This is a genomic window from Halorientalis marina (assembly GCF_023028345.1).
Classification (GTDB): Archaea; Halobacteriota; Halobacteria; order Halobacteriales; family Haloarculaceae; genus Halorientalis; species Halorientalis marina.
Window position 1 is genome coordinate 56,261 of the sequence record NZ_CP095488.1, and the last position, 24,238, is coordinate 80,498.

The 24,238-nt window shown below is 62.7% G+C and carries 23 protein-coding genes and 2 pseudogenes; 13 read left to right on the plus strand and 12 right to left on the minus strand.

Going from position 1 to position 24,238, the window contains the following annotated elements; translation table 11 throughout:
• Positions 1-84: 84 nt before the first annotated feature.
• Both MUG96_RS19275 and MUG96_RS24285 read right to left on the minus strand, forming a co-directional pair.
• Positions 85-1,672 (minus strand): annotated as a pseudogene (locus MUG96_RS19275) (NADH-quinone oxidoreductase subunit D).
• The gene (locus tag MUG96_RS24285) at positions 1,591-1,776 is read right to left on the minus strand and encodes a hypothetical protein (RefSeq protein ID WP_373222130.1); all 186 of its coding nucleotides are present in this window, start codon (positions 1,774-1,776) and stop codon (positions 1,591-1,593) included. The pseudogene MUG96_RS19275 and the gene MUG96_RS24285 overlap by 82 nt, the downstream one beginning before the upstream one ends.
• 156 nt (positions 1,777-1,932) lie before the next feature.
• On the opposite strand from MUG96_RS24285, the gene MUG96_RS19280 reads away from it, so the two are divergent.
• Entirely contained in the window at positions 1,933-2,214 is a 282-nt protein-coding gene (locus MUG96_RS19280; protein WP_246989224.1) for a DUF7562 family protein, read from the plus strand.
• Between the two features lie 132 nt (positions 2,215-2,346).
• Entirely contained in the window at positions 2,347-2,523 is a 177-nt protein-coding gene (locus MUG96_RS19285; protein ID WP_246989226.1) for a hypothetical protein, read from the plus strand.
• Between the two features lie 104 nt (positions 2,524-2,627).
• Here MUG96_RS19285 and MUG96_RS19290 read toward each other — a convergent pair whose 3' ends face one another.
• A complete protein-coding gene (locus MUG96_RS19290) occupies positions 2,628-3,593 on the minus strand; it encodes a WD40/YVTN/BNR-like repeat-containing protein (protein WP_246989228.1) in 966 nt (321 codons plus the stop codon).
• Positions 3,594-3,777: 184 nt separating this feature from the next.
• On the opposite strand from MUG96_RS19290, the gene MUG96_RS24190 reads away from it, so the two are divergent.
• The 3 genes from MUG96_RS24190 (at position 3,778) to MUG96_RS19300 (ending at position 5,960) form a co-directional block, all read left to right on the plus strand.
• Positions 3,778-3,909, plus strand: a complete 132-nt coding sequence (locus tag MUG96_RS24190; protein WP_256465450.1) for a hypothetical protein — start codon at positions 3,778-3,780, stop codon at positions 3,907-3,909.
• A gap of 2 nt (positions 3,910-3,911) precedes the next feature.
• Positions 3,912-5,201 carry an ABA4-like family protein gene (locus tag MUG96_RS19295; RefSeq protein ID WP_246989230.1) on the plus strand — a complete coding sequence of 430 codons (1,290 nt, stop codon included), beginning with the start codon at positions 3,912-3,914 and terminating at the stop codon, positions 5,199-5,201.
• Between the two features lie 150 nt (positions 5,202-5,351).
• Entirely contained in the window at positions 5,352-5,960 is a 609-nt protein-coding gene (locus MUG96_RS19300; protein WP_246989232.1) for a helix-turn-helix domain-containing protein, read from the plus strand.
• Between the two features lie 153 nt (positions 5,961-6,113).
• Here MUG96_RS19300 and MUG96_RS24290 read toward each other — a convergent pair.
• A pseudogene (locus tag MUG96_RS24290) lies at positions 6,114-6,212 on the minus strand (TATA-box-binding protein); the annotation flags it as partial.
• A gap of 117 nt (positions 6,213-6,329) precedes the next feature.
• On the opposite strand from MUG96_RS24290, the gene MUG96_RS19310 reads away from it, so the two are divergent.
• Positions 6,330-6,998, plus strand: a complete 669-nt coding sequence (locus MUG96_RS19310) for an amidohydrolase family protein (RefSeq protein WP_246989236.1) — start codon at positions 6,330-6,332, stop codon at positions 6,996-6,998.
• On the opposite strand, the gene MUG96_RS19315 is transcribed toward MUG96_RS19310, so the two are convergent.
• Positions 6,999-8,453 (minus strand): amidohydrolase family protein, encoded by a 1,455-nt coding sequence (locus MUG96_RS19315; protein WP_246989238.1) that lies wholly within the window; start codon positions 8,451-8,453, stop codon positions 6,999-7,001.
• Between the two features lie 519 nt (positions 8,454-8,972).
• On the opposite strand from MUG96_RS19315, the gene MUG96_RS19320 reads away from it, so the two are divergent.
• Complete coding sequence (locus tag MUG96_RS19320) at positions 8,973-9,611, plus strand: hypothetical protein (RefSeq protein ID WP_246989240.1); 639 nt, start codon at positions 8,973-8,975, stop codon at positions 9,609-9,611.
• A 75-nt stretch (positions 9,612-9,686) separates the two neighbouring features.
• The gene (locus tag MUG96_RS19325) at positions 9,687-10,361 is read left to right on the plus strand and encodes a helix-turn-helix domain-containing protein (RefSeq protein WP_246989242.1); all 675 of its coding nucleotides are present in this window, start codon (positions 9,687-9,689) and stop codon (positions 10,359-10,361) included.
• A gap of 18 nt (positions 10,362-10,379) precedes the next feature.
• Here the strand turns inward: MUG96_RS19325 and MUG96_RS19330 are convergent, their stop codons facing one another.
• On the minus strand, positions 10,380-11,339 hold the full coding sequence (locus MUG96_RS19330; RefSeq protein ID WP_246989244.1) for an NADPH:quinone reductase: 960 nt from the start codon (positions 11,337-11,339) through the stop codon (positions 10,380-10,382).
• Positions 11,340-11,618: 279 nt separating this feature from the next.
• Between MUG96_RS19330 and MUG96_RS19335 the strand changes: the two genes are divergently transcribed.
• Together MUG96_RS19335 and MUG96_RS19340 are read left to right on the plus strand one after the other, a co-directional pair.
• Complete coding sequence (locus MUG96_RS19335; protein ID WP_246989246.1) at positions 11,619-11,939, plus strand: hypothetical protein; 321 nt, start codon at positions 11,619-11,621, stop codon at positions 11,937-11,939.
• Positions 11,940-12,445: 506 nt separating this feature from the next.
• Entirely contained in the window at positions 12,446-12,676 is a 231-nt protein-coding gene (locus MUG96_RS19340) for a tyrosine-type recombinase/integrase (RefSeq protein ID WP_256465451.1), read from the plus strand.
• Between the two features lie 249 nt (positions 12,677-12,925).
• Here the strand turns inward: MUG96_RS19340 and MUG96_RS19345 are convergent, their stop codons facing one another.
• Positions 12,926-13,231 (minus strand): DUF7344 domain-containing protein, encoded by a 306-nt coding sequence (locus MUG96_RS19345; RefSeq protein ID WP_246989248.1) that lies wholly within the window; start codon positions 13,229-13,231, stop codon positions 12,926-12,928.
• A 484-nt stretch (positions 13,232-13,715) separates the two neighbouring features.
• Between MUG96_RS19345 and MUG96_RS19350 the strand changes: the two genes are divergently transcribed.
• Genes MUG96_RS19350 through MUG96_RS19360 form a run of 3 tightly spaced genes read left to right on the plus strand, consistent with a single transcriptional unit; the run spans position 13,716 to position 16,403 of the window.
• The gene (locus MUG96_RS19350; RefSeq protein ID WP_246989249.1) at positions 13,716-14,885 is read left to right on the plus strand and encodes a thiolase domain-containing protein; all 1,170 of its coding nucleotides are present in this window, start codon (positions 13,716-13,718) and stop codon (positions 14,883-14,885) included.
• Positions 14,882-15,277: a Zn-ribbon domain-containing OB-fold protein gene (locus tag MUG96_RS19355; protein ID WP_246989250.1), complete on the plus strand. Its 396-nt coding sequence runs from the start codon at positions 14,882-14,884 to the stop codon at positions 15,275-15,277. The genes MUG96_RS19350 and MUG96_RS19355 overlap by 4 nt, the downstream gene beginning before the upstream one ends.
• A gap of 49 nt (positions 15,278-15,326) precedes the next feature.
• Positions 15,327-16,403 (plus strand): hypothetical protein, encoded by a 1,077-nt coding sequence (locus MUG96_RS19360; RefSeq protein WP_246989251.1) that lies wholly within the window; start codon positions 15,327-15,329, stop codon positions 16,401-16,403.
• A 17-nt stretch (positions 16,404-16,420) separates the two neighbouring features.
• Here MUG96_RS19360 and MUG96_RS19365 read toward each other — a convergent pair whose 3' ends face one another.
• The 5 genes from MUG96_RS19365 to MUG96_RS19385 are packed head-to-tail and all read right to left on the minus strand — an operon-like array spanning position 16,421 to position 24,237.
• Positions 16,421-17,308 (minus strand): hypothetical protein, encoded by an 888-nt coding sequence (locus MUG96_RS19365; protein ID WP_246989252.1) that lies wholly within the window; start codon positions 17,306-17,308, stop codon positions 16,421-16,423.
• Between the two features lie 48 nt (positions 17,309-17,356).
• Positions 17,357-19,708 (minus strand): hydantoinase B/oxoprolinase family protein, encoded by a 2,352-nt coding sequence (locus tag MUG96_RS19370; RefSeq protein ID WP_246989253.1) that lies wholly within the window; start codon positions 19,706-19,708, stop codon positions 17,357-17,359.
• A 55-nt stretch (positions 19,709-19,763) separates the two neighbouring features.
• Positions 19,764-21,893, minus strand: a complete 2,130-nt coding sequence (locus MUG96_RS19375) for a hydantoinase/oxoprolinase family protein (RefSeq protein ID WP_246989254.1) — start codon at positions 21,891-21,893, stop codon at positions 19,764-19,766.
• Positions 21,890-22,303: an acetone carboxylase subunit gamma gene (locus tag MUG96_RS19380; protein ID WP_246989256.1), complete on the minus strand. Its 414-nt coding sequence runs from the start codon at positions 22,301-22,303 to the stop codon at positions 21,890-21,892. Before MUG96_RS19380 ends, MUG96_RS19375 begins: the two co-directional genes overlap by 4 nt.
• Entirely contained in the window at positions 22,303-24,237 is a 1,935-nt protein-coding gene (locus MUG96_RS19385; RefSeq protein WP_246989258.1) for a hydantoinase/oxoprolinase family protein, read from the minus strand. The genes MUG96_RS19380 and MUG96_RS19385 overlap by 1 nt, the downstream gene beginning before the upstream one ends.
• Position 24,238 lies beyond the last annotated feature (1 nt).

Below are 24,238 nucleotides of genomic sequence, written 5' to 3' on the forward strand. Positions count from 1 at the left end.
CCAGGCGAATTTATCGTCGAACTGTGACGTGTCTCGTTGCAGTGCAGACTCCGGTACTGCTCCGGCAATACGGTTCAGCATCTGTCACCGGTCGACCTCGCCCATGATTGTGTCGAGGCTGGCCAGCGTCGCGATGAGATCGGGGACGAACGCGGCTCCGGCCATCTCGCCGAGCGCCCGGAGATTCGAAAAGCACGGGCTGCGGATCTTGAACCGGGCGGGCGTGTCCGTGCCGTCGCTGCGGATGTAGATGCCGAGTTCACCTTTGGCGGCCTCGACCGCGCGATAGATCTCCGTGTCGGGGTCCGGCTTGAGCGTCCGGGGGACGTTGGCCTGAATCTCGCGGTCGTCTTCGGGCCACTCCTCAAGCAGATCGAGACACTGCCGGACGATCTTCGCGGATTCCTCAAGCTCGCGCATGCGGACGAGCACGCGAGCGAACACGTCCCCGTCGGGTTCGGTGACGACGTTCCAGTCCAATTCCGGGTAATAACCGTAGGGATCGTCACCGCGGAGGTCGTGGTCGATGCCCGAACCGTGGGCGACCGGGCCGGTCACGCCGTAGTCTTTCGCGGTTTCGGGGTCGAGATAGCCCGTGTCGACACACCGCATCTGGAAGATTTCGTTGGAGGTCAGCAGATCGTGGTACTCTTCGATCTTTTCGGGCAGGCCGTTCAGGAAGTCACGGGCCTTCTCGAAGAACTCCTCGCGGGGTTCGGGAATGTCCCAGACGACACCACCTGGGCGGAGGTAGTTGAACATCATGCGCTGGCCGGTGAGGTCTTCCAGTAAGTCCAGCACGAGTTCGCGGTCCCGCATCGCGTACATGAAGACGACGGTGAACTCTCCGAAGATATCCAGCGCGAACGTGCCCACCGCAATCAGGTGGTTGGCAATCCGGGAGAGCTCCGCGCCCATCGTGCGGATGACCTGCGCGTACTCGGGCACCTCGATGTCCTCCAAATCCTCCGCAGTGCGGGCGTAGGCCCACTCGTCCAACAGGCCCGAGGAGAGCCAGTCCCAGCGGTCGGGGAACGGCATGATCTGGTGGCGGTAGGTCCACTGCTGGCACATCTGTTCCTCATTCCGGTGGATGTAGCCGATGTCCGGTTCGACGTCGACGACCGTCTCCCCGTCCAGCACCGTCTTCAGGTGGAGCACGCCGTGGGTCGAAGGGGTGGTGGGGCCCGACGTTGATGAACATCGTATCGGCGTCGGTTCCCTCGCCGCGGTGGTCCTCCTGGAGGGGGTTGGCGTGCTCACGGAAGGTGACGATCTGTGGCTGGGTCTGGTCGTAATCCAGCGAGAGCGGGTGGCCCTGCCAGGTCTCGGGCAGGAGGATACGGCGGAGGTCGGGGTGGTCCTCGTACTCGATACCGACGAGGTCGTAGGCCTCCCGCTCGTGCCAGTCAGCGGTTCGATAGACGCCGTTTGCGCTTTGGCTGACTGGTTCGTCCTTGGCCGTCGGGACGACGACCGACAGTTCCTGTGTGGGGTCGTCGTATTTTCGGTGGTGATAGATGGACTCGTAGCGGTCCTGGCACTCCTGGGCGGTCACACAGGCACAGTGGTCGAAGCCGGCGTCCGCTTTCAGTGTCGCGAGGACTTCCTGAACCTCGTCGGGCCGAACGACGGACCCCTCGGCGTTGACGTGGGTGTCACGCTCTGGAATCTTGCCCTCGAGGAGCGTTTCCAGCGCGTCGCAGTCGAGACCTCGTCGTCGTCGTTGACGCCAGCATCCTCCGGAACGGGCGGGGTCTGGTCTTCGAGACTCACTGCCACTCCCTCCACTCTTCGACCCCTGCCGACTGCCGCATTTCGTGATTGAACATGTGGGGGTGTGTGACCGTTGAATTCAAAACGCTCCATGCAGTGTCTCTGTCAGAGAAACATTGCAGTCGGAATTTTTGACTGACAGAACGAAGCGCGGATATGAGCACACGCAACAGATGGCATACGGATTCGGACGAGACGGTGTGCTGCATCGCCTGCGGGACGGACGTGCCACGGACGGACGCACGCGAGTACGACAAACACGGGAACCGTTTCGAGCGCGAGGACAAGCAGTTCGAGTTTCTTTGCAAACCCTGTCACAAGGAGTACAGTCACCAGCCGCGGAACGAACTGGAGGCCACGCTCGTTGAGGCTGGCGCGGGGACGACTGACGATACCACGTTCCTGAAGCGGTACGTCGCTATCGTTCGAGAAGAATAGATGAAGATCGGCCCAGCAAGCCCCGAAACCAAGGTCAGATTACCGGGAGTTAGCGTCTGTATCCCAAACTGGACGTGACAGTGAACTACCCGCAGGCCATCACATATACACTCCCGGTGAGACCTGATCGACATGGGTTTCACGAAACACACGCTCAACGGAATCATCTCCCTGCTCATCAGCGTCGTCGTGACGGTCGCAATGGCTGACAGCGACGACGAGGGGTACAGTATGCAAGAGATGCTGCTGGCAGTCGCAGTATCGGCGTTCCTCTCCGGCTTTTTCACCAGTTACTTCGCGGAGGAATAGGACGGAGAATACGTCGATGCCGGTTCGCCGATAGGTTACTGGTTCATCGCCAGAGAGAGCAAAATGTGTCCAGACGCCGGCGACTGGCTATCGCTGCGGGGACGTTACGCTTCTCGCCACAGCAACGGCGTGTACCGACCCGTCACGTCACCGGGAACGGGGAACGAACCCGTGACGGTCCACTCGTCATCCTTGACGAGTAGAGTTCCGTGATGTGTCGCCGCGAACAGGGTCCCGTCGACGGCTTCCATCCCGGTGACCATCTCGTCGGGACGTGGGTGGGTGACCGGCTCGACCGTCTCGCGGTCCCGGGTGACGAACAGTTCCGGGTCGGTGTCGTCGTCATTCCACGTCGAAGAGTTCGCAAGCGCGCCGGCGGCGTAGATGGCATCCTCGATGGCGACCGCCGCCCGGAAGTACCGCTGGTCGTACCCCTCGTCCAGCCGTGTCCAGGATTGCCCAGCGTCCGCAGAGTGAAAGAGGCCGAACCCCGTCGCCGCGACGAGTTCGTCCGACCCGATCACCCGCAGTTCGTGGATGTCATCGTGCACGCCGTTCCTGCGTTCGGTCCAAGTGTCGCCGCCGTCGGGACTGTGATGGACGCCACCGACCTCGACCCCCACGTACACTCTGTCGGGGGCAGTCGACGTGACGTGGACGTCTCGGACCTGTGCGAGGTTCTCGTGACGCGGGAGCCGCCACTCGTCGCGTGACGGCAGGTCCTGAAAGCCGTCGAGTTCACGCCACGCGAGCCCGTAGTCGATCTCGCCACCGGACCACTCGGCCACGTAGGCGTTTGCGGGACGCGTCCCGGCGTACAGTCGGTTCCCGTCCGGACTCGCACCCACTGCATACACTTTGGTCTGGGGTGCGTCCAGATCTATCCACTCCCGTCCATTCGGCGAGTGATACAACCCGGTCTCGGTCGCCGCGAACACACCGTCGATGCCCTCGAACGCCCGCACGCGTCTAACTCGTCCCGAATTCAGAACCTTCCATACGTCGAGGTCACCCGGTTCGCGGACGCCGTGCAATCGGTACACGCCGTCGTCACTGCCTGCGACGAGCATGGGTGTAAATGTGCCAATGAACACTAAATCAGTAGGGATGGCAGGGTCACCGAGCCCAACATGTTGGACAAATCCACTCCTCGGAGTCACACCCATATCTGTGTGTGATGCGACGCCGACTGTGTCCCCGACCGGAGTACAGGACAGGCTCGAACGGGAATCCGAGGCCACTGGAGGTACAATCGTGAGCGACGCGTACTCGATGGCCAGACAGGTCACCCGGTGGTTGCCCGTGCTCTTGCGGGAGGTCACCGCCACAGTCGGACTGCAGGCCGGTGGTTTCGGCATCGTGGAACCGACGAAACGGGGGCATTGAGAATGAACGCACATCTCGAATCACCGATCAGAACCGGATCGGAACTGGCGACAGAACTCCGGCGGCGGAGTCGCGAGCTGTTCGCGGTCGCGGTCCTGAACCTCGTCCTCGCGGTGGTGTTCACCGTGTTGATGCAACTCGACGGGCGAACCATCCTCGGCCGCAACGTCTGGACCAAACCCTGGAAGTTCGCTACCTCTATCGCCATCTTCACGGCGACGATGGGCTGGCTGTTGCCCTCGCTGGCGCTGTCCGACCGCGTCGAGCGCCTCGCGACCAGAATCATCGGCGCGGCTATGTTCGTCGAGATTACCCTCATCTCGACCCAGGCTGCTCGCGGCGTGCAGTCTCACTTCAACAAGGCCACCGCTCTCGACACCGGGATCTTCGCCGTCATGGGCACAACCATCACCATCAGCACACTTGCCGTGGCCTATGTCCTGTGGCGCATCGTCCGAGACCCGCCAGACCTTGCGTCCGCCTACCTGTGGGGTATCTGGACCGGACTGTTCCTGTTCGTCCTCGCGAGTTTCGAGGGCGGGCTGATGGTCGCCCACGGCTCCCACAGCGTCGGGGCATCCGCCGGCGGACCCGGCCTCCCGCTGTTGAACTGGAGTCTCACCGGCGGTGACCTCCGTATCGCACACTTCATCGGCCTCCACGCGTTGCAGGTCCTCCCGCTGACTGGCTACGTCGCGGCACGCTGGGACGCCCTGTCGACGCGCCAGTCGCTCGGCGTCGTCGGTCTCGTCGCAATCTGCTACAGCAGTCTCGTGGGTGGTACCTTCGTCTGGGCGCTGCTCGGGAATCCCCTCGTGACATCGGTTCCCGTCCCGTCGATGGCGAGCATCTTCGCCGGAAGCTTTCTTTTCGTGGCACCATTCTGGGGGCTGATGATCCTCGCGCCGACCTGGCGCGTAACCGAGCGAGTCGTCGCCTCGCCGCTGCTCGCCGTTCCCGCAGCCCTCCTGTACCTGCTCGTCCTCGTGCCCCAGTTCGGATCCGTCGTGAGCGGCGTCCTCTCACCGTCGCTCGCTGGGATGCAGTCACTCCTCGTGACGGCCGCCGGTACTACCCTCGCCTGGGCCCACTTCCTCGGGTTCGACCTCTTCATGGGCCGGTGGATCTACCGCGACGCACGCCGCCGTGGACTCCCGTGGCTCGTCGTTTCCCCGCTGCTGGTCGTGACACTCTTGCTGGGACCAGTCGGGTTCCTCGGCTACTGCGTGGTCCGTGTCACGACGGCCGATGTCCAGGCGTCGACCGCTACTCCGAATCCGGGAAGTGACTAAATTGTCCCACACTGGGTCCTCTTTCTCGGCGGCCCCCACGGATGAGACTGACTGGCCCGGCACCTGGCCGAGACTGACCCACAACCTGTTGTGGGTTCAGCAGAAACCAGTCCGGACGGGGAGAGAGCCTTGCTTCGCGCACGCTTCCGGATGACGCTGCCCGAGGATATCTGGGTTGCAGAGGTGTCCACGTCGTTTCCGGATGCGACGTTCCGACTGCTCACTGGCGTCCCGAAAGGTGACCGGGCGATCGAACTGGGCGAAATCCTGGCCGACGATCCCGAACTCGCGGCCGCTGCACTCCGGGACCATCCCGACATCGTCGCCTACGACCGACTGCTCGCCGACGACCAGCGGGCCATCACCCAGTACGAGGCCGAAGAACAGCGCCTCTATCAGTTCCTCTGGGAGTCGTCGCTGCCCCCGGAGTTCCCGCTGGATGTCGCGAACGGCGCGATGGAGTTCGACCTGACCGCGACACAGGCCCAGTTCGAGGCGTTCGGCGAGGTACTCGACGCCACCGGCCTCCAGTACGAACTCCTGACGGTCATCCACACCGACGACGAGGAGTCGCTGCTGACCGAGCGCCAGCGCGAGTGTCTGACCGTCGCACAGCGCCGTGGCTACTTCGACGTGCCACGGGACTGTACGCTGGCGGAACTGGCCGACGTGCTAGACGTGGATAAATCGACGGCGAGCGAAACCATCCGCCGCGGGACAGCCCGCGTTCTCGAACAGTTTCTCGTCGGGCACGAGTGACCGTCGCGCCGACTGTCCCGATGGCTACTATGGAGTCGGCCTCTCCGGTTCGTCAGCCCTGTCCACGCAGTCGGTAGCGTTCCACGATTACAACTTGTCGACGCCGTCGATGGGCTCTCAAAACGTCACAAGAGACTACCAGGTGAAATTTTTTCAGCCCAGCAATCCGAGTGCATCCAATTCCTCACGGACAGTATCCAGAGCCTGATGCGCATCGCCGGGATCTTTGCCACCGGTGATGACGATCTTCCCCTTGGCGTCGTCGCCCGAGGAACCCTGGGGAAGGATCGCCTCGACACGCTCGCCGAGATGTGACTGCTCGACGAGCGGACGGTACTCGCACATTGCACCCACGCGGACACCGAGGACGTGGGACGGATCGCCGAGGGCGGTGCGAGCGTCGCCCACTGTGCGAGTATCTTCAGTTACTACCGGGCCGAGCAGCGCGACTGGTATCCCCTCGGTGCGTTGCGCGATGCCGGCGTTTCGATCGGACTGGGGCTGGCCGACCCGGGCTGGTTCGGCACCTGGGACCTGTTCCGGGAAGCTAGTCGGGCACGGTTGCTTGCCAACTACGAATACGGCGCTCACCAGTACCACTCACGTGACCTTCTCCGGAAGCTCACCATCGAGGGCGCGACGGCACTCGGGCTCGACGATCGAATCGGGAGCCTCGAAGCTGGCAAACGTGCCGACTTCATCCTGCTTGACGTCGAGTCAGCGACCCACCAGCCGCTGTACAACCTCTCCGCAGGGATCGTCAACACCGTCACTGCTGGCGATGTCGAAACCGTCGTCGTGGATGGTGACGTGCTGGTTCACGGGGGGACGGTCCGGAGTGTCTACCCGTCGGCGATCACTGCGGCTGCCCGCCGCGAGTTCGACCGATTTCTCGACAAGACCGGCTGGCAGGCGACGCTCGGCAGCGTTTCCCCACCGGAGACTTCCCCGTGGCGGCTGCTCTCCCCAGTCGTGATGGCCCGGTACGCCCGGCAGGCACTCCGGGGCGTCGGCCCCTCCATCCGTGCGCGGTTGTGACTACCCGAGGTGTTCGCTGACGACCCCGCGGCCGTACTGTTTCGCTGCGCGGAGGAGTGGTCGGCCAGCGACACGCCGGAGCAGCGACGACTCCGGCGGGGAGCTACCGGTCAGCGAGGTCTCCCAACCGGTTTCGGTCTGCAAGCGGTCTCGCTCTCGGGTTGCATCGTCCTGGACCCGGTCCACATCCATCGACAGTACCTCGTGCTCCTCCATGAGCACCTCCCCGTCGACGACGACGGTCTCGATGTCACCCGCCGTGACCGTGTTCGTGAGCAGCGAGGGGAGGTTACTGAACGGCCGGTGGCGTGCGGTGTCAACGTCGACGATCAGGAGATCGGCCCGCTTGTCCGGTTCGAGACTGCCGAGCTGGTCGTCCATGCCGAGTGCGCGGGCAGCGTCGATGGTGAGCATCCGCAGGAGGTCGTACGATGACCACTGCTGGGCGCCGTACTCGTAGTTCGAGAGCAGCCGCGCGTGCCTGGCCTCCTGGAGGAGGTCCCAGGAATCGAACCAGAACGGGTCATCGAGGCCGATTGCAATGTTCACGCCGAACTCCTGGAGCGCCGGGAGCGGGAACCACGCTCGCTTTCCGGCCTGGAAGTAGCTGTAGACGGTCGGGCAGTGCAGCACGTGCGCGCCCGCGTCAGCGACCCGTTGTGCATCCGACCGATCCGCGTGAAGGAAGTGCGTCAGGAGCGTGCGGTCGTCGAGGAGGTCCAGCTGGTCGAGGAGGGCGAGCGGGTCGCTGGCGCCGCTGCCAGCCGCCATCGTGTCGGCCGCTGGAGAGTCGTACAGATGCGTGTGCAGTCGCAAATCGGGGTACTCCGCCCGAAGTTCCGCGACGCCTTCCCAGAGCCGTCGCGAGCAGCCGGCTTCACCGCCCGGCGCGATACTCGCCCAGACGCGCCCGTCGTACGCCCCGTGATACGTCTCGATGAAGTCGCGAGCGGCCGCGAGTTGTGCCTCTGGCGGGTCGGAGTTGAGAAAGTCCGCGAGTTCCGGCCCGATCACCGCGCGCAGGCCGGCGTCCCCGATGGCCTCCGCGCCGAGTGCTGGTGTGAAATCCATCGCGTTGACGGTCGTGACGCCGTGGGTGAGTTGCCGCAGGCAGGCGAGGTCCCAGGCAGCCTCGAAAAACGACTCCCCGAGTCTCGTCTCGGCGGTTTGGTACAGCGACAGGGCCTCCTTGAGCAGTTCCTCGCCGCCGAGTTCACTGAACAGGCCCTGCACGAGCGTGAAATCCGTGTGTCGGTGCGCATCGACGAGGCCCGGCAGCACGACCTTGCCCTCGGCATCGATCACGTAATCGGCCGATGCGTTCCGATCGGCGGCCTCGGTCGGTTCGACCGACCTGATGACCCCGTCCTCGACCCGGATGGTGCCATTCGTCAGTATCTGGTGGTCTCGATTCACCGTGACGACGATCGCATCACGAATCAGGAGGTCCGTCATCGTTGGTCGAGTGTCCACGTTGGAGTACTGGTTTCTCCCTCGGCACTGCTGGTCAGAGCGGACGCGGTGTCACCCAGCAGTCCGCGCACGTCTCTTCGGGCCACGCGTATCGCTACCTGTGCGTACGATTCGGTCAGTCATAAGCCACGTAACCGCGTTTCTCTGGCTGAAATTCGGCAGTCGTTTTTTCGAGGATCCGTCTGTCGATCTCAGGGTGATCGGGTACTGCTGACCGACGACCCGCATACGGCAACGACCCACGGAAACCATACGTGACACCTCAACTGTAGTGGTAACCTCACGTGGTGCTACTGGAATGGTGTTACCGGAATGGCGCGTTCCGCGTCCGGAACCTCTCGGTTTCCGGTGCTGGTCAGTTTGGCACCGAACAGTGATCAGGATATCACTCGAAAAGATAGGACTTGCAGACGTTCCGGAAGGAGAGGACTGATAGGAGAAACTCAAACGGGTTTCGAAGTTTTCTGAAGATACTTTCCAGTAGCCACGGAAAACCTTCGTATGAAGCGTCGAACACTCCTCGCAGCATGCAGTACGTGCGTCGCCGGTCTAACTGGCTGTCAGTCGAGTGTTGACGACGACAGGGGAACGCCGACTGGGGGGAGTACTGGCGAAGGACCGTCTCCCAGTACCACTACTGGAACGAACGCGTCGTCCGACGTTTCCGTCGAGTACGTTGTCCTGCCCGGTTCAGTGCCCGATGCGCTCCAGTCTGTGAGCATGATGTTTCAAATCATCTTCGTCACCGAGGCGGACGAGATATCGGCGTGTTTGCGAGACACCTACGAAGGACCGTATAAGCCGACGATCACCCCGATTCCGACACCGGAGAGTAACGCTTGCTACCGGTCAGAGACGATCACACGCGATCTCACCGAGATCGAGTCGCATTCCTCGCTGGGACCGATCACCGCCCCAGGTTCGTTTGCCGCTGGTCACGCCTTGGTCGTCACCGACGTGACTGTGACAACTGCCGACGATGAGACTGCCGCAATCAGAGGGACCGGTGGTCACCGCGCCAACGTCGTCGACGGACGGCCCGCCGACCAGTACCACGTAGAATTCGACGTAACGGCCGCGCCGGAGGGAGCCCGGTACGACTATACACTCGTTTCGAGGCTGGTGGAACCAGCAAACTGACCCGATCCACGGCTACCAGAGGTCCTGACTAAGTTACGTGCGGATTTTATGTCGGATCAGCAACCACCAGCAAGCATGAAGCGTATCCGGATCACGGTGCGGCCGGACCTCGACCGATCCCCGCAGTTTCTGGCGTATCTGCTGGATTCGCCGGACGTGGTCGAAGCGCGAGCCGTTGACTGGAACCGGGGCGCGACCGCGACCTCGACGCACCTGTACGCTATCGACGGTGACGGTGAGACGTTCGTGGATCTGGCAACCGACACCGCCGGCGTCGAGTCGGTGACCCACACCGCAACCGAGGGCTCCGTCTCATATGCCATCCTCGAGCTTCGTGACGAGGACGTTCCCATCTTCGGGGGCTCCGCACGAGCGATCGACCGCGCCGGACTTGTAGTTCGTAGACCGCTGGTCTACCGCGACGGCCGGATCACCGGCCACATCATCGGCGACCCGGATATCCTCCAGGCGACCATCGACGAGACGCCCACTGCTGTGGACGTCCAGATCGACGAGATCCGGCAGTTCCCCGGGAGGCGTGCCGACCCATCCTCCGCGCTGAGTGAGCGCCAGCGCGAGGCACTCGAGACGGCACTTGAACTGGGGTACTACGACACGCCTAGGGGCGCCACGCACGAGGACGTGGCCGACGAACTGGGCTGTGCGCCCAACACGGCGAGTCAGCACCTCCAGAAAGGCGAGGCGAAACTCGTCCGGGCAGGTCTGGACGCCGACGACATCACTCTCTGAATTAGTCTCGGGGACGCACTACGGCGTGACGACCAGTTTTCCGACGTAGCCACCGACGAGAACGTCCTGCTGTGCCTGTGCGATGTCCTCGAAGTCGTAGGTGTCGGCGACCACCGGCGTCAGTTCGTCACGCTCCATGAGTCGGACGAGCCGACGTAGTTTTGGCGCTCTGACAGGATGGTTGTCCATCCTGAGTGCCTGGACGGTGATCTCCTTAGTATAGAACGGGACGCCGCTCGCGTCCGGAATGTTGCCCATGAGACAGACCAGCTGGCCGTTCTCGGTAAGGACTTCGAGGTCGAGTTCGAGGTACGCCTGGAGGCGGTGGTCGAGGACGGTCTCGACGCTCTCGCCGTCGCTCGCGGCCAGCACGTCTTCGGCCAGCGTGTCGCTGTCGTAGTCCAGCACCGTGTCGGCACCGAGTTCCCGGACGCGCTCGCGGGCAGTCTCGGAGCCAGCCGTGGCGATCACCTCGGCCCCACTGGCACTGGCAATCTGGACAGCGGCGTGACCGACGCCGCCTGCACCGCCGTGGATCAGCACCCGATCACCGGCTTGGATACCAGCGACCTCCTCGAGTGCGGTCCAGGCGGTCGCGCCCACGTTCGCGATGGCGGCACCGCCCTCGAAGGAAACGTCCTCGGGAAGGTGTGCCAGTTTCGTCTCCGTAATCGCCGCGTACTCTGCGCAGGTCCCGCCCTCGGCGCGGTCCATCCCGGAGGCGAAGACGCGGTCACCGACCGCGAACCGTTCGACACCCTCTCCGACTTCGGCGACGACACCGGCACCGTCGCCGCCGGGAATGGAGGGGAGCGGGACGTCACCATACTCGCCGGAGCGGAACATGACGTCGACCGGGTTGACGCTCGCGGCGCGCATCTCGACGAGCACTTCGTCGGCGTCCGGACTGGGCCGGTCCACCTCGTCGACGCCGAGGACGTCGCCACCGCCGTACTCGTGATAGCGGACAGCCCTCATGCCTCGGTCACCTCGCTTGTGAGGTGGGCGCTAGCCGCGGGTTCCGATTCCGTGTCGATGCGTCGGGGGTCAGGTTGGGTAGACTTCCTGCCGGACATCACATGTCTACCATTGGGTGGACACTGGGTAGCGGTTCTGTGGAGTATGCTCGAGGGGTTTAACACATCAGGAGTGTGTTCTCCGCAGTCGTCCGCTGGCGACTGCCCAAGCCTCGGGATGCAGGCTGGTGATGCCGTTGAAAGATGCTATGTATCTCCACGCCGTTGCCGAAAGCGACAGATGCCAGCGGATAGATTCGTGTTCGCCGCTACTGGCGACGCAATTTTCGCAGACCGGGTCCTCAAAGACGACGGGCAACTCGAACAGGAGGAGGCGCTGCTCGACGTGCTCCGGGGCGCAGACGCTACGGTCTCTCAGGTCGAACCCGTGCTGGTTGACGACGACTGCCGTCACGCCTCGCTCCGGCAGGTGACCGACCAGTACCAGTATCTCGGGCCGTTCCCGGGAGCCATCATGGGCACGACCCCTGCCGTGCATTCGAGTTACTCTCCTGACTTTTTCCAATCGTGCCACATACCCGGTGAATCGATATCGGTTTAATTGCTGCATACAACCTCTATATTAATCGGTCACTAATTTGACTGGTCAAAATATATTGTCGTTCAATTACAGCGTGCGGCGTTCTCGTAGTGTATCACGGACGATTACCATGAGTCGAACGAATGGGCAAAGCAGCATCGACAATCACTGACCACGCGCCACACACGAGGATGTCCTCACCGACCGGGAGTTCGAATTACTGCTGGAAGCGTGTCGTTCCCTCCCGAGCCGCGTGACTTGCAGGCGCGGTTCGTCTGTCTGGCTGCTGGCCGACTTGGATTGGGTGCTGGTGAGATTGCACACTTCCGCGCCGAGTGGCCCGATTGGGATCGGATGTTACTCCGCATTCCACAACATGAATCCTGCGAGTGTGGCTACTGTCGCCGGCAAGCCTCCCAGGAGACGACGCACGATGAGGACCTCACGCAGGAAGAAGCAATGGAGGCTCGCTGGCACCCGAAGACGGTCGCCTCTGCTCGGTTGATTCCCGTTGATCTCTGCTCCGTGTGGAGTTGTGTCTGGAACGGTTCACCGACCAGTACGACGCATTTCCACGGTCCCGCACCGCTGTCAACAGACGCGTGACGGCTGCCGCCGAGGCCGCAGACATCGACGGCCGGGTGTATCCGGATTGTCTCCGCGCGACCGCTGCCAGCTACCACGCCCACCAGGGAGTCGCGCCAGTCTCACTCCAGGCGCTGATGGGCTGGAGTGACCTGGCGACGGCCCAGAAGTAAATCCGCATCTCCGGGAGAGCCACAGCAGACGCTCTTCGGCAGGTCCACCACCGATGAAGACAGTCTACTATCTATCAGGTTTCATCGTGGGTACTGAACGGACGGTTCGTTCACCGATTTGAGTCCGATAGCTGCCAGACCGGATGATTCACCAGCTGTTGGATATAGAGGGTGCATTCAGCACGGTCCGCGTATTTTTCACGCTGAAGTCAGCGAACCAACTGTTCAGTGGATTTGCGGTCTGGGCAATTACAGCCAGTCGTCGGGGAGCTCATCGGCATGGTCCTGTAACAGCTCAAGAAGTGGCCGGATATCGTCGAACTTCGGCCCTTTCACTACCTCATGAGTATCTTGATTCCAGCGAATGAATCCCGCTTCTTCCAATACGGGAAGATGCCAGTGATAGAGTTTTGTTTGAAGCTTCTCTAACGTCTTCTCTCCCTCATGAATGTCCTCTGGAACGATTATACTGTCTCGCTGTGAATTGTGGTTGAGTAAGGCGACGAGCAACCGCCGGCGATGAATATTCGTCAACGCCTCAAACTGTTTGTCCATTATTATTTTAGCAAGGAATTGCAATTTATATTTATGATGCTGTTAACAGATGAGTGTTCACTCTATACTGATCTAACTACCCGTGACCGGAACGTGTTCCGGAGCTCTCGTCGGTGGAACCGGTCCTCAGGTGGTCGGTTCGTGGGGACGGTCCGACGCACCGCGAGGGCCGTCCACGCGGCCCTTCGAACCATATTGACGAACTCCTTGTACGGCCACCACCAGAGAAACGCGCTGGGTAAAGAGACGCTCGGTGACAATATCTGTGCGAAGACGTTCACTAGTTTCCGCTGATGGTTGATGGAGTACGCAGAAGAAACCGGTCGAGACCTGTTGTGCGAGGTCTTCCAAGACCACCGCAGTTACCTCCAAGAAGAACACCGTCCCGACGAGACGAGCACGCTGCGGATTGGTTTCAGTCGGTTCCCGGCTGATTCGATGGAAGCGGTAGCTTCAACACGGCGACCGGAGTATACGTGATACCATGGCACGTGCATGTGTGGTCGGTGCCGGCATGACCCAGTTTGGAGTCCACGACGAGCCACTGGAGGAACTCTTCGCGGACGCCGCGCTATCGGCGATACACGACGCCGGTGTCGACGGCGATGAAATCGAGGGACTCTACTTCGGTAACGCGATGGGCGGCATCACGGAGAACGACACCCATCTGGCTCCGAAGCTAGCGAGCCATCTCGGGCTTCAGGGAATTCCTTGCCAGCGGTTCGAGGATGCCTGTGCGACGTCGTCGAACGCTTTCAAACACGCCGTCCAGTCCGTCGAGGCTGGCGTGCACGATGTGGTCCTGGTCGGGGGCGTCGAGCGGTGTACGGCCGAGACCGGGCTGGACACGGAGGCGATGACCCGGACGTTCGCGAGCGCGTCGCACCGCGAGTACGAACAGCCGACGGGACTGACGTTCCCCGGCGTGTTCGCGCTCCTGACGAAGCGGCACATGCACGAGTACGGGACCACTGAGGAACAACTCGCCGAAGTCGCCGTCAAGAACCACGCACACGGACAGTACAATCCGAGGGCACACTTCGGCCGCGAGGCGGACGTAGCCGAGGTTCTCGATAGTCCCGTCGTCGCGGATCCGTTCCACCTCATGGACTGCTGTCCGTTCTCGGACGGCGCGTCCGCGGTCGTCGTCGTCTCCGAGGACGTAGCCGAAACGTACGACGGCGACCCAGTTGCCGTTTCAGGGATCGGTCACCGGACGGACGCCGTGCCGATTGCGGACAAGGCCGCGCCGGTCGAAACGACGGCAGCAAAAGAGGCCGCGAACGAGGCCTATGCGCAGGCGGACATCTCGCCCGACGACGTTGACTTCGCCGAAGTCCACGACTGTTTCACCGGGGCGGAGGTCATCGCGATCGAAGCGCTCGGCCTCGTTCCGGAGGGCGAGGGAGGGGCGGCCGCGATGCGTGGCGACACGTACCTCTCGGGCGAGATGCCTGTCAACCCGAGTGGGGGGCTGAAAGCCAAAGGGCACCCGATCGGCGCGACCGGGACGGCACAGATCGTTGAGTTGACCGAGCAACTCCGCGGCAGCGCGGGCGATCGACAGGTCGCTGGCGCGGACAAGGGGATCGCACACAATCTCGGTGGCGACACGGCTACGGCCGTGGTTACGGTCATGGAGGCCGCACGATGAGCGAAGAACGACTGTCTCCCGTGGCGGATGTTCAGGGGCCGCCCGAGTACGACGACTGGCGCGAGTTGCTAGAGGAGGGCGTCCTCCTGGGCACCGAGTGCGAATCCTGCGGGTGGACCACAGCGACGCCGAAACGGCGGTGTGGCGAGTGTGGAAACGAGCAACTTGAGGGCATCGCCTTGCCGACGACCGGCGACGTGTACAGCGAGACGACGATCAACGTGACGCCGGCCGGGTTCGACGACTCGTACCAAATCGCGATCGTCGACCTCGACGGGACGCTCCTCACTGCGCAGATCGACGGGTCCGTCGAGATCGGCGACCGCGTCCGGTTTGGCGACATCGTCACACCCGACGGCCGCCCCGCTCCCGTGTTCGAGCCGGTCGAGTGAACACCGTCCGACGACGACCCGACTGCGGCCACCGACAATCCAATCACGTATGACTGTTCACGGCGTCGAGACCCTGCTGACCGAATCGTACCCCTATCCCGAACTCGTCGGCGATCAGCTGTGCAACCTCCACGTGCGTCCCTGCGTAATGATCCCCTTCAGCGAGGCTGCGTTCCCGGACCTGATGGACGCGTTCCGGGCCGAAGGTAGTTCCCCGCACTGCCACGAGGGTACCGAATCCGCCAGCGAGGAAAACGACCGACTGTTGGCCCATGTCGACGACGTTGAGGCCTTCTTCGCGGGCAAACTCTGGACAGAGGTCCTCGATCCGGCACTGTCGGGATTCAGTACAGAGCTCGTCGCGGCCCCGTATCGAGACACCACGTTCGAGTCCGCAATCCACGCCGACTTCTCCCCCCGCTGGAAGATCGAGGCGTATCTCTTCACTACCGAAGAGCCACCGGCCGAACTCGAGGCGATCCGGGAGGCAAAGGAGAAAGCCCTCCGATCGCTCCGCGACGGGAGGTATCCGACCGAGCGCACTGCGGAACACAGACTCGCCGAGATCCGTGCGAAAAGCGAGCTGTTCGGGTATCCCGACTGCTGTACAGAGCAGTTCCTCGAAGAACGGGAAGACCGGTTCGACGTTCTTCTCGAGATCGGGGCCGAACGGATTGAGGAACTCCAGGCTGAGTGTGAGAGCCGTAGCCAGTTGCAGTCGGCGTTCGAGTCAGAACTCGAGGCCCAGGGACTCCCGCTCCAGGATCTGAATGTCGAGAGCCGGATCGTCCAGCAACTCGAGTACGTGAATATCGGCAGGTACTTCGAGGACTGGTCGGAGGACGAACTCAGCGAGTTCTACCAGCAGAAGTCCCGAGACCCGCTCCCAGAGTTCTTCTATGCATTTTTCACCGCGGACTTCTATCCGCACCATCCGCGGTGTGAAGCGGCGATCGAGGTCGGTCGCCGGATCGAATCTACGCTCAGGGAGAGTGACCCAGCGCTCGTCCCGCTCTACCGGGCTACGCTGATGACGAACGTCTTCTCCTGTCTCGGGTTCGACGACCGGCAGGTACACCGGCGACTGCTGAGCGATACCATTGCGACTCACGATGATAAACCGTGAACGCGGACGTTGCGACGTCAGCGATCCGTGACAATGTCCCGGTAGAGTTGTACTCGTTCGGGGTCGACTGCGGCCGGGAGCGAGGGCATCAAAACGAACGAGTCGGGGAGTGCGTCGAGGTACGTAGTGAGTTCGTCACGGAAGACCGCCTCGTCGCGGTCCCAGATCGATTCGGGGAAGCCGCCGCCGGTCGGAACGGGAACGTCCAGGGTGGTGAGGTCGCCGCGCGGCACGACATCGAAGACCAACACGTCTACGTCCTCCGCGATTCGGTCTGCTGATTCCTGGAGGTCCCGTGGGAGTCGACCGACCACGGTCAGTTCGTGGTGGTCCGCGACGTTGAATATGGCTCCCGCCTCGAGGAGCGCGTCGTCGAGTCGGAGGCCGCGGTCGCGTGCAGCCTCGAGTCCGCGGTAGTCCAGGACGATTCCCGCCACCGACCCGCCCTGTGCCCGGAGCAGGTCGGTCAACAACTGGCTCACGTGATGGAGCGTATCAAGAGCGGCGAACTCGTCATCCTCCAACAGGTCGAGCCACTCGTCGCCGAAGCAATCCACGCAGAGAGTGACTGGGTCCGGCACGAGCGAGAGGAGTGGTTCGTCGCGGACGTCCGCTGTTATGTTCACAGTCTCGACGAACGCGTCCGTCGGCTCGCCGAGTGAATCGGAGAAGTCGACGTCGGTAATCGGGCCCGTCGTCGCCGCCTCGAGGTCCTGTTCGAGCACCTCCCGGCTGGAGACCGCGATCAGGTCAGGCGAGACGAGGTCGGCGGTCTGCCTGATCGCCGCCGACCACCCGATCGGATCACTCCACTTCGGCTCGGGCATCTCGTCGCTGATTCGCGCGGCGTAGGCTTCGAACAGCGGCACGTGCACGTAATTTTCGTCGATAGCACTGAGATTCATGAGACGGTCTGTGTGTGAACGGGAGATAAAGGCTCCCCCTGGCCTGGGTCAGTCGTCCTCGATGTCGGCCTTGCACTCGGGTTTCGGCGGATAGATCGGCGTGTCGAAGAGGTGCGGGTTCTGGGCGCGGAAGAGGTTCATCGGCACCGGCTGGAGCGTCTCCGGCGTCATGACGGCTTCGGGCGTCCCGGCGTAGATCTCCTCTTTATCGTTCCAGTGCCCGAAGAAGGGGATGTCCTCGGGCGGCGTCTCGGTTTCCCAGTCGTCGACGAACTCGTCGAAGGGAACACCCTCCTCAAGCCGTTGCTCTCGCTGTTCCGCTCGACGCTCTTCGGTTTCCTCTTCGTCGACCAACATCGTTTCCTCGTCGAACGAGACGTGGTAGATGTTTTCCAGGACCCACTCCGAGATGAGCTCGTCGTCATACTCTTCGATCACCGACTCGGGATCGCGTTCGAGCGGGTCGCCGAGGCCGCCACCGGCGCCGTGTGAGAGCCAGTAAACCTCGCCCTCCTCGGCGAACTCCTGCTGGAGTCCCAGATCCCAGGTAGAGTACTCGCCGTCGAGCGGTTTCTTTTTCATCAACTCGGAGATGTCGTACTCCAGTTCCTCCGGGTTCTCGTCCATTTCGTCGAAGACGTTAGTGCCCTTGATGCGGCCGCAGGGAATGGACGGAGACGCGTAGCCGCCGTAGAGGCCGTTGACCGACGGGAACCGGGATCCGATTCCGGTAGCCAGCCAGGCCCATGCCGGCGTGTCCTTGTGTGTGAACACTTGCTGGTGGCCGTGGCCACCACGATACCGCCCGAAGCCCTGTAGGTCCTTCATTAGCCGTGTCCGAGTGAGGGCCACGAACGGGTACTCCTCTTCGTAGTGTTCGGTCTCTCCCATGTCGCCCATGGCACAGAAGACCGCCGCCTGGGAGTGGAGGCCGTCGCGGTTCCACCGGGCCCCGCCGGGCATGGTGTTGATGTCGGTCACGATGTTCCCGACGAAATCATCGTGTTGGGTGAATCCGCCATAGGTCCAGCCGTTAATCATGTTCCACTGGTTGGCGTGGATGTCGGTCGCTTCGGACTCGTTGTCCTGCACGAAGTCGGGGTACATCGCCTTCATCATCCCCTGTTCCATCGCCGAGAACGAGGGGAAAAACGTCATCATGCTCTGAGCGTTGGGTACTTCCCGCGTGCAGTGGAGCGTCGACCCGCGGTCAGCCTCGATCGAAACTGGCTCGAAGATGGCCTGGTTCCGGGGCAGGTCGGGCCAAATGAAGTTGAGGAAGACCGGGATCAACATTCCCTTGAGCGACGAGAGGATCGTATTGTTTGCCCGGTCGTCGAACTCGGGGGCCGATCCACGGTAGTCGGCGGTCAGTTCGTCGCCGTCGATCGTTATTTCGCAGGGAACCTTGATGAGACAATCGTCCTTCAGCGTGTTGTCCGCGAAGGTCGTCTGTCGATACGTTCCGTCGGGGATGGACTCGATGCGGTTTCGCATCTCGGCCTCGGTCGACTCCAGCGAGTGCCGCAATGCCCCGACAACGTACTTCGAGCCATACTGGTCGACCGCGTCCTCGACGCGTTCGACCATCCGTCTGGTCGACGCCAGGCGAGCGCGGTGGTCGTTCTTGACCAGTTTCTTGTCCCGGACCGAGTTCTGGAAGAACGTCAGGAGTTCTTCATCGAGTTCGTAGTCCGTACCAATCTTCATCGGCTGGACCTTGAGCCCCTCGTCGTAGGGACTCTCTGCGTCGCCCGGCATCCCGCCTGGTTCGGTCGAGCCGTTCTCCCCCTCGTGGATGACGCAACTGGCCCACGCGATGAGTTCGTCGTCGTCGAAGATGGGGAGGAACGTGCTCTGGTCGGTGTTGTGGACGTTTCCATACCGGGCGTCGTTGTGGTGGAAGATGTCCCCCTCGTTGATCTCGTAGTCCGGGTCCTCCCGCCACTTCTTCATGATGTGTTTGATCGGCTGTGACTGGAGGGCGATGAACAGCAGGACGCCGCTGGACGACGCGACGGCCATGTCGCCCTCGCGCGTAAAGATACCGTTGATGAGGTCACCCCACTTGGCGCCCGGCGACGAGGCAATGTGCATCACCATCTCCCGGGCCTCGTTTGCCGTCGCCTGGAGGCGATTCTGGACGATCATCCTCGTCACGTCGTCGTTGGCGACCTCCTCCATCGCGGCCTCCTCTAAGTCCGTCCGGGGTTCCATGGAGTGGTCCTCCATGATATCGAGGTCGGGCCCCTCGAACATTTCCTCGCCTTCGAGGAACTCCGTCATCTCTTCTTCGAGGCTCTGCTCGCTCGATTTTTCCGACGGGGGGGTCGTTTCGGCAACGCCGCCGTCCGGTTCGGTTCGCTCGGAGTCGGTCGGGTCGGTGTCGTTCTCGTTCATTGGTATCAGGTGTCGGATTGTGTCGGGTGTCGTAGCGGGCTGGTTGTCGTTTCGATCATTGCTGTCGAAGGTAGGTGACGTCGTGGCGTGTCCGCTCGAACTCCCACCCGTCGTTGACGACGATACTGGTTTCCGGGTGCTCGACGATCGCAGGACCCTCGATGGTGCCACGGTCGAATTCGGAGAAGCGATACACCGGCGTCTCGACGAACTCGCCGTCGAAGTAGCACTCCCGCGATCGCGTCGACGCCGGCGACTCGGCGCCGCCGTCAGCGACGGCAGTGCTGCTCTCACCAGTGTACTCCAGTCGGGGTTGCTCGACGTGGGACTGGACTCGGACCGTCCGCAGGTTGACGTCCGAGGACGGCATGTGTGCCTCCTCGCCGAAGTTCTCGCCGTAGGAGTCGCGGAACTGCTTGATCAGTCTCAGCAGGTCCTCCTTGCTACTGAGCGTGTCAACCGGCACTTCGGTCGTCGTCGTCTGTAGCTGGACGCCGTAGTGCATGTCGACCTCGACAGTGTGTTCGACCCTGTCGGGAGCGTACCCTTCGTCGATGAGATCCTGCCTCCCCTCCGTCTTGAGTTCCTCGACGATCGAGTTGAACCGGTCGTAGTCGTCGAAGTACGACTGGGCCTCGCCGTCGAAGATGTTCATGTACACCGATTGCTCGTACATGTGCATCTGGTCGAGGTTGCCGGCGCCGGCGGCCGACAGGACGGGGCTGAATGGCGGGATGATCACCTGTTGGATGTCGAGTTCCTCGGCGTACCCGCAGGCGTGGGTCGGACCGGCACCGCCGTAAGACAGTACCGAGAAGTTCCGCGGGTCGTACCCTTTGAGCGAGATCTCGTTGAACATGGTCTGGGCCGCCTTCGTGTCGACGATTTGCCGTGCGGTCGCGGCCGCCTCCTCGACGCTTACGTCCATCGGGTCCGCGAGGTCGCGGCGGACGGCCCGTTCGGCGAGTCGGCGCTCAAGATCGAGTTCTCCGCCCCAGAAGTAGTCGGGGTTAATGTATCCGAGGACAACGTCGACGTCGGTAACCGTCGCGCGGCGACCGCCGCGGTTGTAGCAGGCTGGGCCTGGGTCAGAGCCAGCGCTTTCGGGGCCCACGCTGACGACGTCCTCCGCGTTGTCGTAGCTGAGGACGGAGCCGCCACCGGCGCCGATGGTCTTCATATAGACCATCGGGATGTTGATCAGCCACCGGTCGATGATCGGCTCGTACTCGTACAGCGAGACCTCGCCCTCCGTGACGGCCCCGATGTCGAAGCTCGTGCCGCCCATGTCGGTGGTGATCAGGTTCTCGTCTTCGAGTTCTTCGGCCAGTTGTTGGGCGGCTCCGAGCCCAGCAACCGGCCCGGCGTGCATCGTCTGGATGGCGTAGGTCTTCCCCAGTTGTGCCATGCCAGAGGTGTTGTGGACCAACTGGAGCGGCTTCTCGTAGCCGTTCTCGCGGAGCACGGACTGCATGTCCTGGAGCCCCTCCCGCATGGTGCGGTGGAGGTAGGCGTTGATGACCGTCGCGTTGCTCCGCATGTACTCGCCGTTTTTCCCCGTTACCCGGTGAGAGAGAACCACGGGTGTCGATCCGAGCACATTGCTCGGGTACTCCTCCTGGATGACCTCCTCGACGAGGAGTTCGTGTGCCGGGTTAGCAGTACTGTTCAGGAGGACTACAGCGATGGCGCGAACACCGTCGTCGACGAGGTCGTTGACGATTTCCCGGATCTCCTCGCGGCTCGGTTCCATCAGCGCGTCACCCTTGTAGTCGACGCGTTCCCGGAGGCCGTAGCGATGCTCTGCTGGCACGATCGGCTCGGGCCGGTCCGCGCCCGGGATATCGTTCTGGTCCTCGATCGGGAGGCCGTCACCGTACTGTCGGCCCCGACCGATCTGGATCGCGTCCTCGTGACCCTCGGTCGTGATCAACCCGACCCGCTCGCCGGAGCGCTCGATGAGCGCGTTCGTCCCCAGAGTCGTCCCGTACCGAACGGAGTCGACCTCCCCGAGGACCGTCTCCACGCCGACCCCGAGTCGCTCGGCCGCGGCTTCGAGCGCGTTCATGAACCCCTCAGTGAGGTCGTGATGGGTAGTCGGAGCCTTCGTCTCGACGCGGTCGTCACCCCACGCGACGACGCAGTCGGTGAACGTGCCACCGATGTCGACGCTGACGCGTTTCATTCTTCTCCCTCCAGGTATCGGTTCCGGAGCCAGTCCAGGTCCGGCTGGATCTCGTTTTCCGGCGGGTGGCCCGGCGGCAGGTACTCCGTCTCGACCTGGACGCCACAGCCGGGACAGTAGTACTCGAGGATGCGACACCAGTCCGAGTCCGGTGTGTAGGTGTACTGGTACTCGTCGCCGATGAGCGGTCGGTGGATCTCCTCCGGGTCCCGTTCGTTGACGAGGAGCCCGTGTTTGAAGTTCTCCGTCGCGTCCTCGAGCGTTTCGGCACAGCGCCGGCAGACCCACTGTTCGGCATCCAGGTCGATGCCGAGGTACGGCGTCACGGGGACGACCGCTTCGTCCTCGACGCCGACGTCGGCTTCGATGCCATCAGCGTTCGTCTCTGATTCTGATTCGCTTTGAGCCATTATGATTCCTCCATCGTGATGATCATGTGTCCGAATTCGTTCACTGTAGCACTCCAGTCGGGTGGGATCGCGTACGTCGTGGACGTGTCCCGGAGGACGGCGGGGCCGTCGACGGTAACCTGGCTGGTGACGTCCCGGTAGTCGTAGAGGGGGGTCACGTCGGATACCGGTCCTTCTGTCGTCTGCCAGCGGATCGTCGCCTCGTCGGCCGGATCGATCCCCGAGCCGTCCTCAAAGCGCGGGCTGAAGGAGTGGGTCGGAAGGTGTGCACGCGCTCGCAGTCGGAGCGTGACCTGGTCGTACTCGTCGAGGTAGTTCTCCATTTTCGTCTCCGCGTCGCCGGGACTGACCTCGACGTGTGACGTCGCCTCGTTACCCGTCACGCCGGTGATTGTCCAGACGAAGTCGGCCTCGTCGTCCTCGAATCCCTCGCCCTCCATGTCGCGGCGTGCACGCTGACGCAATCGCCCGATCTCCTCGTCGAGGTCGTCCAGATCGGATCGATCCGCAGCGCTGACGTGGTAGTCGTGGACGACGTCGCTGAACCCGACGCTGTGGGCGCTGAACACCGACGGATAGGAGGGCACGACAATGCGATCGATGCCGGCCGACTGTGCGACCCCGCAAGCGTGTGTCGGCCCCGCGCCCCCGTAGACAACGAGGGATGCGTCCTCCCGCGAGACGCCCGCGTCGTCGAGTTTGTCGACGATGAAATCGCCGATCTGGGCTTCGAGGCGGTTCCGGATCATGAACGCCGCCTCCTCGGGCGGGACGCCGAGAGGGTCGGCAACGTTCTCTTCAATGACCGCATGCGCGCGGTCGGCGTCCAGCGAGATTTCCTCCCCTGCGAAAAAGCCCGGGGACATAATCTCCGAGACGACATCGGCGTCGGTGACCGTCGCCCGCCGGCCCCCGAGACCGTAGCAGGCCGGGCCGGGGTTTGCGCCCGCGCTCTCGGGCCCGAGTTGCAGGTCGCCATCCTCGACTTTGGCGACCGTCCCGCCACCCCCGCCGACCGGGTGGAGCTTCCGCATCGGGAATGACAGTTCGACATCGTCGACGGTTCCGAACTCGTCCTGTGCGATGTCGCCGTCGTGGATGAGGGCGACATCGGCGCTCGTCCCGCCGATGTCCAGCGCGACGGCGTCGGGTGCTTCGTAGAGCGACGCGATCTCCGCCGCGCCCTGAAGCCCCGCGGACGGCCCGGAGTTGTAGGTGCGGATTGCGGTCGTCTTGGCGACGCGGTTCGACGTGCCGTCGTTACAGAAGATCAGGAGTGGGTTCTCGTAGCCCTGGTTTCGGAGGAAGTCCTCGGCCTTGTAGAGGAACTTCCCGACGGACGGGTTGAGGTACGCGTCGACCAACGTCGTCACGAGTCGGCGCTCGTCGTCCGTGTCGCTCGTCAATTCGTGCGAGAGGTGTAGCGGGACACTCCCGAGATAATGACGGGGCTGTTCTTCGAGGAGGGCGGTCCGAACCGCGCGCTCGTCGTCGAGAGAGTGCATCCCGACCACGATGTTGTCGCTCAACTCCTCGGCGAGTTCGCCGTATCGCTGGGAGATTTCCCGCGTGTCTGACGCGGTCGCTAACTCCCGTCTCGCCCCCTGTGCCAGGATGTCCTGGAGGAGACTCTCGTCCCGGTCTTCGACAGCTCTGAGTAGTTCATCTGGTGCCAGTGCCCCGACGTTCGCTCCCTCCCGTTCGATCACCGCGTTCGTGCCGATCGTCGTCGAGTACCGAATGCAGTCGACCGTCGTGAGGAACTTCCGGAGATCCTCCACGAACAGGTCGGCGGCCTGCTCGATTATTTCTGAGAAACAGACAGTCAGGTCGTGCGGCGTCGTCGAGGTCTTGAGCGTCCACACCTCGTCGCCGCGACGAACGGTCCCGTCGGTGAACGTTCCGCCAGTGTCGATGTCGATCGTCGTTTCCATT

What these genes read in the sequence shown, in the direction of transcription:
- MUG96_RS19360 (WP_246989251.1), top strand. Translation starts at nt 15,327, where the DNA reads ATGACTGTTCACGGCGTCGAGACCCTGCTGACCGAATCGTACCCCTAT.
- MUG96_RS19380 (WP_246989256.1), bottom strand. Translation starts at nt 22,303, where the DNA reads ATGGCTCAAAGCGAATCAGAATCAGAGACGAACGCTGATGGCATCGAA.
- MUG96_RS19285 (WP_246989226.1), top strand. Translation starts at nt 2,347, where the DNA reads ATGGGTTTCACGAAACACACGCTCAACGGAATCATCTCCCTGCTCATC.
- MUG96_RS19345 (WP_246989248.1), bottom strand. Translation starts at nt 13,231, where the DNA reads ATGGACAAACAGTTTGAGGCGTTGACGAATATTCATCGCCGGCGGTTG.
- MUG96_RS19320 (WP_246989240.1), top strand. Translation starts at nt 8,973, where the DNA reads ATGAAGCGTCGAACACTCCTCGCAGCATGCAGTACGTGCGTCGCCGGT.
- MUG96_RS19365 (WP_246989252.1), bottom strand. Translation starts at nt 17,308, where the DNA reads ATGAATCTCAGTGCTATCGACGAAAATTACGTGCACGTGCCGCTGTTC.
- MUG96_RS19330 (WP_246989244.1), bottom strand. Translation starts at nt 11,339, where the DNA reads ATGAGGGCTGTCCGCTATCACGAGTACGGCGGTGGCGACGTCCTCGGC.
- MUG96_RS19385 (WP_246989258.1), bottom strand. Translation starts at nt 24,237, where the DNA reads ATGGAAACGACGATCGACATCGACACTGGCGGAACGTTCACCGACGGG.
- MUG96_RS19355 (WP_246989250.1), top strand. Translation starts at nt 14,882, where the DNA reads ATGAGCGAAGAACGACTGTCTCCCGTGGCGGATGTTCAGGGGCCGCCC.
- MUG96_RS19375 (WP_246989254.1), bottom strand. Translation starts at nt 21,893, where the DNA reads ATGAAACGCGTCAGCGTCGACATCGGTGGCACGTTCACCGACTGCGTC.
- MUG96_RS19300 (WP_246989232.1), top strand. Translation starts at nt 5,352, where the DNA reads ATGACGCTGCCCGAGGATATCTGGGTTGCAGAGGTGTCCACGTCGTTT.
- MUG96_RS19280 (WP_246989224.1), top strand. Translation starts at nt 1,933, where the DNA reads ATGAGCACACGCAACAGATGGCATACGGATTCGGACGAGACGGTGTGC.
- MUG96_RS19290 (WP_246989228.1), bottom strand. Translation starts at nt 3,593, where the DNA reads ATGCTCGTCGCAGGCAGTGACGACGGCGTGTACCGATTGCACGGCGTC.
- MUG96_RS19315 (WP_246989238.1), bottom strand. Translation starts at nt 8,453, where the DNA reads ATGACGGACCTCCTGATTCGTGATGCGATCGTCGTCACGGTGAATCGA.
- MUG96_RS19370 (WP_246989253.1), bottom strand. Translation starts at nt 19,708, where the DNA reads ATGAACGAGAACGACACCGACCCGACCGACTCCGAGCGAACCGAACCG.
- MUG96_RS19350 (WP_246989249.1), top strand. Translation starts at nt 13,716, where the DNA reads ATGGCACGTGCATGTGTGGTCGGTGCCGGCATGACCCAGTTTGGAGTC.
- MUG96_RS19325 (WP_246989242.1), top strand. Translation starts at nt 9,687, where the DNA reads ATGAAGCGTATCCGGATCACGGTGCGGCCGGACCTCGACCGATCCCCG.
- MUG96_RS19335 (WP_246989246.1), top strand. Translation starts at nt 11,619, where the DNA reads ATGCCAGCGGATAGATTCGTGTTCGCCGCTACTGGCGACGCAATTTTC.
- MUG96_RS19295 (WP_246989230.1), top strand. Translation starts at nt 3,912, where the DNA reads ATGAACGCACATCTCGAATCACCGATCAGAACCGGATCGGAACTGGCG.